Annotated in this window: 10 protein-coding genes; 1 reads left to right on the top strand and 9 read right to left on the bottom strand. The window is 59.4% G+C overall.

Translation table 11 applies throughout. The features are described from left to right. Positions 1 to 9 precede the first annotated feature (9 nt). From carA to pvcA, 5 genes are all read right to left on the bottom strand, one after another. On the bottom strand, positions 10 to 1,158 hold the full coding sequence (gene carA, locus J0X03_RS20630; RefSeq protein WP_160203960.1) for a glutamine-hydrolyzing carbamoyl-phosphate synthase small subunit: 1,149 nt from the start codon (positions 1,156 to 1,158) through the stop codon (positions 10 to 12). Between the two features lie 470 nt (positions 1,159 to 1,628). Further along, on the bottom strand, positions 1,629 to 2,450 hold the full coding sequence (dapB, locus tag J0X03_RS20635) for a 4-hydroxy-tetrahydrodipicolinate reductase (RefSeq protein ID WP_160203959.1): 822 nt from the start codon (positions 2,448 to 2,450) through the stop codon (positions 1,629 to 1,631). A gap of 263 nt (positions 2,451 to 2,713) precedes the next feature. Then, complete coding sequence (locus tag J0X03_RS20640) at positions 2,714 to 3,973, bottom strand: glycosyltransferase (protein ID WP_160204700.1); 1,260 nt, start codon at positions 3,971 to 3,973, stop codon at positions 2,714 to 2,716. A gap of 25 nt (positions 3,974 to 3,998) precedes the next feature. After that, the gene (locus tag J0X03_RS20645; RefSeq protein ID WP_033651693.1) at positions 3,999 to 4,862 is read right to left on the bottom strand and encodes a TauD/TfdA dioxygenase family protein; all 864 of its coding nucleotides are present in this window, start codon (positions 4,860 to 4,862) and stop codon (positions 3,999 to 4,001) included. Between the two features lie 95 nt (positions 4,863 to 4,957). Then, entirely contained in the window at positions 4,958 to 5,926 is a 969-nt protein-coding gene (gene pvcA / locus J0X03_RS20650; RefSeq protein WP_004932937.1) for an L-tyrosine isonitrile synthase, read from the bottom strand. A 212-nt stretch (positions 5,927 to 6,138) separates the two neighbouring features. On the opposite strand from pvcA, the gene J0X03_RS20655 reads away from it, so the two are divergent. Next, the gene (locus tag J0X03_RS20655) at positions 6,139 to 7,044 is read left to right on the top strand and encodes a LysR family transcriptional regulator (RefSeq protein WP_223525040.1); all 906 of its coding nucleotides are present in this window, start codon (positions 6,139 to 6,141) and stop codon (positions 7,042 to 7,044) included. 271 nt (positions 7,045 to 7,315) lie between these two features. Here J0X03_RS20655 and ispH read toward each other — a convergent pair whose 3' ends face one another. Genes ispH through ileS form a run of 4 tightly spaced genes read right to left on the bottom strand, consistent with a single transcriptional unit; the run spans position 7,316 to position 12,061 of the window. Next, complete coding sequence (ispH, locus tag J0X03_RS20660) at positions 7,316 to 8,269, bottom strand: 4-hydroxy-3-methylbut-2-enyl diphosphate reductase (RefSeq protein WP_033641819.1); 954 nt, start codon at positions 8,267 to 8,269, stop codon at positions 7,316 to 7,318. Continuing rightward, complete coding sequence (gene fkpB, locus J0X03_RS20665; RefSeq protein WP_016929135.1) at positions 8,250 to 8,720, bottom strand: FKBP-type peptidyl-prolyl cis-trans isomerase; 471 nt, start codon at positions 8,718 to 8,720, stop codon at positions 8,250 to 8,252. The genes ispH and fkpB overlap by 20 nt, the downstream gene beginning before the upstream one ends. Before the next feature lies 1 nt (position 8,721). After that, a complete protein-coding gene (gene lspA / locus J0X03_RS20670; RefSeq protein WP_025301524.1) occupies positions 8,722 to 9,231 on the bottom strand; it encodes a signal peptidase II in 510 nt (169 codons plus the stop codon). Positions 9,232 to 9,244: 13 nt separating this feature from the next. Then, positions 9,245 to 12,061 carry an isoleucine--tRNA ligase gene (gene ileS / locus J0X03_RS20675; protein ID WP_033641818.1) on the bottom strand — a complete coding sequence of 939 codons (2,817 nt, stop codon included), beginning with the start codon at positions 12,059 to 12,061 and terminating at the stop codon, positions 9,245 to 9,247. Between the last annotated feature and the right edge of the window lie 102 nt (positions 12,062 to 12,163).

The following is a 12,163-nucleotide window of genomic DNA, read 5'->3' on the forward strand; positions in this document are numbered from 1 at the left end:
TGCTCCTGATTATTTGGCGTTAGAACGGTAAGTCTCAATCAGTTCGATAAAGTGATCGAACAGCGGCGCGGCGTCGTGCGGGCCTGGGCTGGCTTCCGGGTGCCCCTGGAAGCTGAACGCCGCCTTGTCGGTGCGGTGAATGCCCTGCACCGTGTGGTCGAACAGCGATTTGTGCGTCACGCGCAGATTCGCCGGCAGGTCGTTTTCATCGACGGCGAAGCCGTGGTTCTGCGCGGTGATCATCACCGTGTTGTTGTCCAGATCCTTCACCGGGTGGTTGCCGCCGTGGTGGCCGAGCTTCATCTTCATGGTTTTCGCCCCGCTGGCCAGCGCCAGCAGCTGGTGACCCAGACAGATGCCGAATACCGGAATGTCGGTTTCCAGGAACTGCTTGATGGCGGCGATGGCGTAGTCGCACGGCTCCGGGTCGCCCGGGCCGTTGGACAGGAAGATGCCGGCCGGATTCATTTTCAGCACCTCGTCGGCCGGGGTCTGCGCCGGCACCACGGTCAGGCGGCAACCGCGATCCACCAGCATGCGCAGGATGTTGCGCTTGGCGCCGTAGTCGTAAGCCACCACGTGGAACGGCAGTTCCGCGGCGGTTTTGGCTTCCGGCAGGTCGCCTTCAAGCGTCCAGCTGCCTTGCTGCCAGCTGTAGGCCTCTTGAGTGGTGACCTCTTTCGCCAAATCCATGCCCTTCAACCCCGGGAAACCTTGCGCCTTGGCCAGAGCCAGCGCGGCATCCGGCGAATCGGCGGCGACGATGCAGCCGTTCTGGGCGCCTTTTTCGCGCAGCAGGCGAGTCAACTTACGGGTATCGATATCGGAGATCGCCACGATGTTGTGACGCTTGAGGTAGTCGGACAGGCTTTCTTCACTGCGGTAGTTGCTGGCGATCAGCGGGAGGTCACGAATGACGAGGCCTTGGGCGTGTACTGCGGAGGATTCTTCGTCGGAAGCATTGGTGCCGACATTGCCGATATGAGGATAAGTAAGAGTAACGATCTGGCGGGAATAGGAAGGATCAGTGAGGATTTCTTGATAACCGGTCATCGACGTATTGAAGACCACTTCCCCCACTGCCGTTCCCTCTGCCCCGATGGCCCGACCGTGGAATTGGGTTCCGTCTTCCAGAACCAATAGCGCTGACTTTATCAAAACATCCTCCGAGGAATAATCAATCACAATATTTGCATATTAATTCAGATATCGCGATCTAAATCAATGCAAAAACCGTCCGCGAGGCCAATTTTTGGCAAATTGGGCGCATTTTAATGATGAGTGCCTGGCTTGTCTACCCAAACTGCCGTTTTTTGTTTTATTTTTGCAGTTCTCGGCGCGCATGCGGCTTGAGCGCCGATAAAAACACAGAAAACCGGGACTGGAAAACGGTTGCGGGGAAGAATGACGGAAAACGGCGCCGGAATGGAACAAAAAAGACGCTAAAAAAGCCGAGAGTGGAAAAAAAGGAGATGATTAGCAAAGTAAATATAGATAAATAACATCTTTGACAATAAAACAAATCCAACATGATATTTATCATGTTAAAAAAAAGGACAATAAAATTATTGCCCGATTATCATAGCATTATGACCAATACAACCACATCACGATGGTATGCAAATCAATTATAACTGGTCCAAATTCAATACATCTCGCATATCAAACAGACCTTTATCCCGACTCCGAAGCCAGGAAGCCGCGCGCACCGCGCCGCTGGCGAAAGTCATGCGGCTGGAGGCCTTGTGGGTGATTTCCACCCGTTCACCGATGTCGGCGAACATCGCGGTGTGCTCGCCGACGATGTCGCCGGCGCGAATGGTGGCGAAGCCAATGCTCTTCGGATCGCGCTCGCCGGTATGGCCTTCGCGCGCATAGACCGCGCAGCTTTTCAGATCGCGCCCCAGCGCGCCGGCGATCGCTTCGCCCATGGCCAACGCCGTGCCCGACGGCGCATCCACTTTGTGCCGGTGGTGCGCCTCAACGATTTCGATATCGGTATAGTCGCCCATGACCTGCGCGGCCTTCTCCAGCAGTTTCAGCACCAGGTTGACGCCGACGCTGAAGTTGGCGGCGAACACGATGCCGATGTGCTGCGCCGCAGCGCGGATCGCCTGCTTGCCGGCGTCATCGAAGCCGGTGGTGCCAATCACCATCGCCTTGTGGTGCGCCACGCAAAATTCCAGGTAGCCCAGGGTGCTTTCAGGGCGGGTGAAGTCGATCAAAATATCGAACTCGCTCGCCACTTTATCCAGACTGTCACTCACCTTGACGCCCAGCGCGCCGATGCCCGCCAGCTCGCCGGCATCAACGCCGACCAGGCTCGATCCCGGTCGTGACAGCGCCGCCCCCAACACCACGCCTTCCGCCTGCTGCACCGCCTGGATCAATTGACGGCCCATCCGGCCGCCGGCGCCCGCAATCGCAATGCGGATTTGTGAATCTTTCATGCTTGCTCTCTTCTTGATGTAACGCGTATCCCATTAACCTATCGATTCAGGGTAACTGCCCCGCTGCAGCGCCGCCAGAGGATTCATTTCATAATTAGAAAATTATGATATTGCGCTTCTTTCATCAGCGGCGCTGTCGTGAGATTAACATTCAACCGATTTGGCGGCCTGCGACGATTGTACATAATCATGCAGTTTCCATGGCAAAAAAATGCAGAAAAAAGGCGCCGAAAACGGCGCCTGGGGAAAGGATCACAGCGTGGTCAGGCGGTAATGGCGGCCACTTCGTTGGCTATCGCCGTCAGCGCATCGTGGCGAGCATAGTCCTCCTGCACCAGCGCCGCGCGCCGGCGATAGATCGGCTGTTGCAGAATGCGCGTCGCTGCCGCCAGTATTTGTTCCGCGCTTGGCGTGCTGGTATGCAGGCTGATGCCGCAACCGGCGGCCACCACGCGCGCGGCCGCCTCCAGCTTGTCCTCGCCGGTGCCGGCGACAATCAGCGGCACGCCGCTGTCCAGCGCATAGTTGATCGAGCCGTAACCGCCGTTGGTGATCAAGAGCGCCGCCTGCGGCAACCAGTGTTCGAAGGAGATGAACGCCCGCACTCGGGCGTTGTCCGGCAACGCGTCCATCAGCCCTTCGGTCGCCCGCCCGCCGGTAGTAGCCAACACCCGCACCGGCAGATGCGCCAGCGCCTGCAGCGTCGGCACGATCAGCTGATGCAGATCGACATTGGCCAACGTGCCCTGAGACACGATCACCAGCGGCCGACGATCGTCCTCCTCCCACAGCGCCTCTTCCGCGGCCGGTTGACCACCGCTGCGCAGCGGCCCGACGAAGCGCACGCCGCTCGGCAGGTCGTCGCGCTCATATTCCAGCGCCGTGGTGGCCAACTGCAGGAAACGCTCGCAGCCGCCGATCAGCGCATCGGTAAACGGGCGATTCAGCGGCCGCCCACCCGCTTGCACCAGCGCGGTATCAAAGCTTTGCTGCACCTCATCAAGCAACACCCGCGTCGCTTCATCCACCAATTGCTCGCGGGTCAGCGCCCGCGGCAGCAGCGCCGGCGGGATGCGCGGGCCATAGAAAATGGCGTCGCGCGAAGAATACGACAGCGGCGTGACGCCGATCCCGAAGACCGGCGGCCGTTCGGCGGACTGCAGCAGCGGCAGCACGCCGTAGAAGCAGTTCTCCACCATCAGCAGATCGGTCTTTTCGGCGGCGATGGCCGCACGCAGCTGACGATCCAACAGTGGGATCGGCGCGGCGAAGAAATCTTTCAGCGCCAGCGCCATCTGCGCATTGCCCGGCGGCAGCGCGGCGCGCTCGGGGAAATGCTCCTCCAGGTGGCGATAGTCGAAGTCCACCTGCGCGTCGAACGGCACGAAGCTCGCCCCAGCCGCTTCGGCGCGTTCGCGGAACAGCGCGCCGGTCATCACCCGCACCTGATGCCCTTGGGCGATCAGGTGGCGAGCGATGGCTAACATCGGGTAGACGTGCCCCGGAGTGGCGACCGCCGCCATCAGTATCCTTGCCATAATGCTCCTTTTAAGCTTCTGCGTTGGCCGGCTTCAGCGCCAGATTGGCGCACACCGGATTGCTTTGAATATGCACGCGCTGCAAATGACGCGCGGAACGGGCGGTAAAGCCCTCGCGACCGTGCAGCAGCGAGAAGTTGTCCGCGACCACCACGTCACCCTGTTGCCACTGGTGGGCATAATAGTGACGCGGATCGTACAGGTGCTGCTGCAGAGTACGGTGGAACTGTTCCTGCTGCTGCGCCGGCACGCCGTGATATTCCAGCGCGTGCTGGTTGAGGAATTTTTTTCCCTCCGTCGGCGGTTCATTGTAGCGCATGATCAATCCTCTGCCGTTCGGGTGCTGCACCACCAGCGGCGAACAGACTTCGCCGCCGTAATGCACCACCTGCTTGATGCGGTAGGTGATAGACACCGACAGCCACTGCTCCAGCAACGCTTCGTCCGCATTGGCCAGCAAGCGCGTGGTGTCGACGAAGGTGGTACATCCGCCTTCGTCCGGCGACGGCGCCGCCACGCAGTGGAATAACTGGAACTCGGGGATGGTCGGCTTATACATGCCATCCCAATGCAGCGGGACGTAGCTGCTGTCGAAGATATGATCCTTGGCGTCCGGATGTTCCTTCACGTCCAGCACCGCACCGAACGGCCACATCATGATCTCGCCCCACTGTTCGGCATAGCGAGTCAGGACTTCCGGCTCGCTGAAACCGGAGTCGAATCCGCGCAGCACCAGCAAGTGGTGCTCCTGCGCCAGCGCTCGCAGCGCCGCCACCGGCAGCTCGCTGACCTTTTGCCCCGGATGCTGCGGCGTCAGGATCGCGCCGAACGGGGTGTTCGGTTGAATGTGGCAATTAAGCGGTTGGTTGTTCATAGTGATTCTCCTTGCATCGAATGTGCTGCTCACACGGCAACGTGCCGTCAAAAAGGCGCCCGTCAGGATTTCGGGCGCAAAAGCATGCAGCGGCCTCAGGCCATCTGCGGTTGTTCGATCAGGTAATGGCTCGGCGTGCCGCGGATCTCAACCAACTCGCCGTCCAGGCTCTGCGCGTCTTTACGCTTCATCAGCACGAACTGGCCGTTCACGTTGGCCGCCACGCCATGCCACGGCGTCAGCCAGTCGTCTTTGGTCGGCATCATGTGGATGCCTATCTTCAGGCTGTCGGCCGGCTGCGGGTGAATCGACAGGCGGATCGCCGCCGGGAAATGCTGGGCCAGCAGGTTGCCCCAGGCCCAGCTGCGCTGGATAACGCCGCAGGCGCGCCGTTTGGCGTCTTTTTGCAGCGCGGCGTTGGAACCGCTGTAGCCCGGCAGGAGGCTGTCTTCATACAAGAAGCGCGTGATGGCGCGATACAGCATTAATCCCTGCTCGTCCTGCATCAGCTGGCGCTTGATCGCCTCTTCCGATTCGGCATAACCGTCCACCAACAGCCGGCGCAGCAGATCGTAGTCATCGGTATGCTCCGCCAGGCCTTTGACATCACCGAGGTTGAACACGCTCAGGTGGGTTGCGCCCACTTCATGCAGCAGGCTTTCAATCTCACGTTGATAATGGTTGATCGCTTCGTCGCTGACGCGGATCAGATCGCCGAACACGTGGCCGTCGGAACAGATAACGATATGCGCGCCCGGCGGGTAATAGAGTTGAATGCGCTGGCACAGCGAGTTGAGGAAGATCAGCGACAGCCGCTCCGCCATGTCCGGCACCGCGCCTATCACTTTATTGGCGTTGGGTGACTTGGTCGGAAAAGCCGGCAGCACGAATTCGATGCGCTGGTCGTTTTCAATGAATGCCCGAATGCGCGGCAATTGCACCTGAGTGACCTGCCGCTCCTCTTCAGCCAGAGAAGCATCGTCGGCGATGAGGCGACGTCGATATTGCAATAATTCACGTAGGATTTTTAATGCTATCTCTTCTTTTTTCTGTGCGCTATCCACAATGAGCTCCTGTTGCGATGTGGCGCGGGTGTATTATTGGCAAGCGCAATAAGATTTATCAAAAAGAGATAAAGCGCATGCAAAATAATAATCAGCCCGGCGTTTATATGCTTCAGGCAATATAGGAAAGATGGTGCTATATTATTAGCCCGTATAACTCACAATCTAGGTTAAGTTGTGCTTAACAAACTATGAGCAATATTTTAAAACGCATGGCCATTTTCTCAAAAGTGGTCGATTGTGGCGCATTCAGCATGGCGGCAAAAGAATTGGGCATGACGACATCGGCCGTCAGCCAGCATATTCGCCAGCTGGAGGAACATCTGGGTATTCAATTACTGTTGCGATCGACGCGCTCATTGAGCCTGACCGAAGCCGGATTGTGCTTTTATGAAGATTGTCTGCTGATGATCCACGCCGCCGAGCGCGGGCAACAGCGGATCGCCGCGCTGCGCGGCGAGCTGGTCGGTGAACTGCGCGTCGCCACCTCGACCGAATTCGCCACCCATTATCTGGTGCCGGCGCTGCAGAGCTTCCTCGACGAACACCCGCGCATCACGCTGCGGTTGGAAATCCACGATGAGAGAATAGACCTCATCGCGCAACGCATCGATCTGGCGATACGCGGCGGCGCGCTGGCTGACTCCAGCTACGTCTCCACGCGGCTGGCGCGCTGCCGCGAAGTGCTGTGCGCCTCCCCGGCCTACCTGGCGAACTACGGGGTGCCGGATTCGCCACAGGCGCTGACGCAACATCACTGGGTCACCTTTACGCCGCTCGGCAATCCGCAGTTTGTTCGCCTGATCCATCGCGACGGCGGCGAGCACCGCATGCGCATGACCGGGCGACTGTTCACCAACAGCGGCATGGCGATGAAGGAGCTGGCGCTGACCGGCAAAGGCATCATTCGCAATTTCTTCGCCAACGTCGAGCGAGAGTTGCGCAGCGGCGAGCTGATTGAAATATTGCCCGACTGGCGATTACCGGAAATTAATTGCTATGCCATTATGCCGCGACGGGAGATCCAGCCATTAAAAGTCCGGCGATTGCTGGAGCATATGAAGCTCTATTTAAAGGAGAAAGGATTAAACGACCTAGAACAGATTCGACAAGAATAAAATAAGAAACATCTGCAAGACCACTATTGTAATTATTGTAATCACGTTGACGACACCAGGCCCTATTTAGATTGCAGCCTAATGATATTCTATTTAATGACTTTATTCAGCCTATATAATTAATGACGCCACCGCTATTTCAAATACTCAGAATAAATTTGGCTTTAGTTAGCAGAAAATTTGAATATGCTCAGCATTTTATTTTTAATGCCGTTGGCATTCCAAAAAAAACGGGAAGCCTAAGCTCCCCGTTGTCATTCGCTCACGCACCTCAGTCAATCTGCCGGACGTCCACGCGCAGCTCTTTCGGCACTTCGAACACGATGTTCTCTTCACGCCCGCTGATTTCATGCACGTCGACACCGCCCAGCGCTTTCAGGCGAGAGATCACCTCCTGCACCAGCACGTCCGGCGCCGAAGCGCCGGCGGTGACGCCGATGTTGCGCGCTTCGCTCAGCCAACTTTCCTGAATATCCGCCGCCGAATCGATCAGATAAGCCGGTTTGCCCACGCGCTGCGCCAGTTCGGCCAGACGGTTAGAGTTGGAAGAGTTCTTCGACCCCACCACCAGCACCACGTCCGCATCGCCGGCCAGGTTACGCACCGCTTCCTGACGGTTGGTGGTGGCGTAGCAAATGTCATCCTTGCGCGGACCGATAATGCTCGGGAAGCGCTGACGCAGCGCATCGATCACGTCCGAGGTATCATCAACCGACAGCGTGGTCTGCGTCATGAAGCACAGGTTGTTTTCGTCTTTCACCTGCAGCTTCCACACGTCTTCCGGCGATTCGACCAGGTACATACCGCCCTGCGGGTTGCTGTACTGGCCCATGGTGCCTTCCACCTCCGGGTGCCCGGCATGGCCGATCAGAATCGCTTCGGTGCCGCGGCGGCTGGCGCGCGCCACTTCCATATGCACCTTGGTCACCAGCGGACAAGTGGCGTCGAACAGCATGGTCAGATCGCGCGCCTTGGCTTCGGCGCGCACGGCTTGAGACACGCCGTGCGCCGAGAAGATCAGGATAGAGCCGTCCGGCACTTCGGCGATCTCTTCGATAAACACGGCGCCACGCTCACGCAGGCTGTCGACCACGTAGCGGTTGTGCACCACTTCATGCCGTACGTAGATCGGCGCGCCATACAGCTCCAGCGCGCGTTCCACGATGCTGATCGCACGATCAACCCCGGCGCAGAAGCCGCGCGGGTTAGCCAGCAATATTTGCATGCGTCTCCTCCTGCTGCGGATCGATCTCCAGCACTTCGATGTCGAAGGTCACCGGATGGCCCGCCAGCGGATGGTTGAAATCGACGGTGATCGAATCTTCCGCCACCGCGCGCACCACGCCCGGCATTTCGCTGCCGTCAATCGCGGTAAACAGCATGATGGTGCCCACGTCCGGCACGCCGGTTTCCGCGAAGTCGCGGCGCGAGAAGAACTGGACCAGATCCGGGTTCTCCGCGCCGAACGCCGCTTCCGGCTGCAGGGTAAAGGCGCGCTTGTCGCCCGCGCGCAGGCCGAGCAGCTGCTCTTCCAGCGGCGCCGACAGGCTGCCGTCACCCAGGCGGAACAGCGCCGGTTTGCCGCTGCTGCGGGTGGATTCGGCGGTCGAACCGTCTTCCAGTTTCAGCGTAAAGTGAACCAGCACCGCGCTGTCACTGATAACCTGAGCCGTCATATTACTCACCTTTGCTCTTTGCGCCTTTGTTCGCCGGCGACAGGAAACCTTCCAGCACGATCATCGCCGCGCCCACGCAGATAAAGCTGTCCGCCAGATTGAAGGTCGGGTAGTGCCAGTCACCGACGTAAAAGTCGATGAAATCGACCACGAAACCGTGCCACAGGCGATCGAACAGGTTGCCCAACGCCCCGCCGATGATAAAGGCGTAGGCGATGTTGTTCAGCTTCTGCTGCGCCGCGCTGCGGTACATCATCACCAGCAGCACCGCGACGATGGCGATGGCGATGCCGGCGAAGAACCAGCGTTGCCAACCACCGTGATCGGCCAGGAAGCTGAACGCGGCGCCGTAGTTGCGCGCGTAAAACAGGTTGAACGACGGGATCAACGGCTGGGACTGGCCCAGCGTAAAGTTAGCGAGGATCCACTGTTTGCTGCCGAAATCCAGCGCCAGCACCGCCACTACAACCCACAGCCAACGCAGGCCGGTCGAACAAATTGGTTTACTCATCAGGCGCAAGTTCTCAGGCAAAGTTACGCTTCTCGCCGTCACCGGCGACGTTGCTCACACAGCGGCCGCAGATGTCTGCATGCTCCGCTACCAGGCCGATATCGGTGGTGTAATGCCAGCAGCGCGGGCACTTCTCACCTGGCGCCGTGCTGAAGGCGATCTTCAGCCCTTTCAGCAGCTCGGAGGCCTGCGCGTCGGCCGGCGCCTCCGCCAATGGCGCAACGCTTGCCGCAGAGGTCAGCAGCACAAAGCGCAGCTCATCCTGCAGGCTGTTCAGACGCGCCGCCAACTCGCTGTCGGCATACAGCGTCACCGCCGCTTCCAGCGAACCGCCGAGGCGTTTGTCCGCACGCGCCTGCTCCAGCACCTTGTTCACTTCGCCGCGCACTTTCAGCAGCTCAGCCCAGAAAGCGTCGTTCATCGGCTCGCCTTCCGCCAGCCCGAACAGGCCGTCATACCACTCTTCGGTGAACACGTACTGCGCGCGTTTGCCCGGCATGAAGCCCCAGATCTCGTCTGCGGTGAACGACATGATCGGCGCCATCCAGCGCACCAGCGCTTCGACGATGTGATACAGCGCGGTCTGGCAGCTGCGGCGGGCGACGCTGTCGCTCTTGGCGGTGTACTGACGATCCTTGATGATATCCAGGTAGAAGGAGCCCATCTCGACCGAACAGAACTGCATCAGGCGCTGCACCACTTCGTGGAAATCGTAGTTGGCATAAGCCTGCTCGATATCCTGCTGCGCCGCCAGCGCGCGGCCGACCGCCCAGCGATCCAGCACCACCATGTCTTCCGGCGCCACGCAATCGGTGCTTGGCTCGAACCCGTTCAGGTTGGCCAGCAGGAAGCGCGCGGTGTTGCGGATGCGGCGGTAAGAGTCGGCGGAACGCTTGAGGATCTCGTCGGACACCGCGATCTCGCCGGTGTAATCGGTCGACGCCACCCACAGACGCAGAATGTCGCCGCCCAGCTTGTTCATCACGTCCTGCGGGCTGACGGTGTTGCCGATCGACTTGGACATCTTGCGGCCCTGGCCGTCGACGGTGAAGCCGTGGGTCAGCACTTCCTTGTACGGCGCCTTGCCCTTCATCGCGGTGGAAATCATCAGCGATGACATGAACCAGCCGCGGTGTTGGTCGGAGCCTTCCAGATACATGTCGGCGCCGTGGCCGTTGAATTCAGGACGCACGTCGACAACGGAGGCGTGGGTAGAACCGGAATCGAACCACACGTCCAGCGTATCCGGCACTTTCACGTAGTCGGCGGCTTCCGCGCCGAGGATGTCGGCCGCGTCCAGATCCCACCAGGCCTGAATGCCGTCTTGCTCGACGCGCTTGGCCACTTCTTCCATCAGCTCAACGGTGCGCGGGTGCAGCTGCTCGGTCTCTTTGTGCACGAACAGCGACATCGGCACGCCCCAGGTGCGCTGACGCGAGATGCACCAGTCCGGGCGGTTGGCCACCATCATTTCGATGCGCGCTTGGCCCCAATCCGGGATCCACTGCACGCCCTTGATCTCTTCCAGAGACTGCTGACGCAGGCCTTTCTGATCCATGCTGATGAACCATTGCGGCGTGGCGCGGAAGATGATTGGCGTCTTGTGGCGCCAGCAGCACGGATAGCTGTGCAGGAACTTCTCGACGTGCAGCAGCGCGCCTTTCTCGCGCAGCAGATCGACGATCAGATCGTTGGCCTTGAAGACGAACTTGCCGTCCAGCAGCGGGTAGGTGCCGGTCAGGTAGCAGCCGTTCGGCCCTACCGGGTTGGCCACTTCCAGGCCGTATTTCTGGCCGATCACGAAGTCGTCCGGGCCGTGACCCGGCGCTGTGTGCACCGCACCGGTACCGGCGTCCAGGGTCACATGCTCGCCGAGGATTGCCGGCACGTCGAAGTCCATGAACGGGTGTTTGAAGCGCAGCAGCTCCAGATCGGCGCCTTTGCAGCTGCCCAGCACCGTCCACTCGGTGATGCCGGCGCGTTTCATCACGCTTTCCACCAGTTCGGCCGCCAGGATCAGGCATTGGCCGTCAACCTGCACCAGTTGATAGGTGAAGTCCGGGTGCAGCGAGATCGCGCGGTTGGCCGGCAAGGTCCACGGCGTGGTGGTCCAGATAACCAGCGAAATGGCGCCGTTGAAGTGGCTCACGCCGAACTTGGCCGCCACGGCAGCCGCGTCGGCCGCATGGAAGGACACGTCGATCGACGGCGAAGTCTTGTCGTAATACTCCACTTCCGCTTCCGCCAGCGACGAGCCGCAGTCGGTGCACCAGTGAACCGGCTTGGCGCCTTTCAGCAGGTGGCCGTTGCTGATGATCTTGCCCAGCGCGCGGATGATGTTGGCTTCGGTTTTGAAGTCCATGGTCAGGTATGGACGATCCCAGTCGCCCAGCACGCCCAGGCGGATGAAGTCCTTCTTCTGGCCTTCAACCTGCTCGGCCGCGTATTCGCGGCACTTCTGACGGAACTCGGCCGCCGTCAGCTTCTCGCCCGGTTTGCCGTACAGCTGCTCAACCTTCAGTTCGATAGGCAGGCCGTGGCAATCCCAACCCGGCACATAAGGCGAGTCGAAGCCGGCCATCCCTTTCGACTTGATGATAATGTCTTTGAGAATCTTGTTAACCGAGTGACCAATGTGAATGCTGCCGTTCGCATACGGAGGGCCGTCATGCAAAATGAAGGTTTTTTTGCCCTTTTTGGCAGTACGAATAATCCCGTACAGATCCTGTTCATACCAACGTTGCAGCATGCCAGGCTCGCGCTTGGCGAGATCGCCGCGCATCGGGAACCCTGTTTCCGGCAAGTTCAGGGTATTCTTGTAGTCACTCATGAGATTCTCGTTTCCGTTTTCGGCTATTTACCCGTCACACTTCAAGCTGCATCTTTGTCGGCCGCCCTTTCTCACCCGAATCACTTGCCTGTGCAAGCTCAT

This window comes from Serratia ureilytica (assembly GCF_017309605.1).
Lineage (GTDB): Bacteria > Pseudomonadota > Gammaproteobacteria > Enterobacterales > Enterobacteriaceae > Serratia > Serratia ureilytica.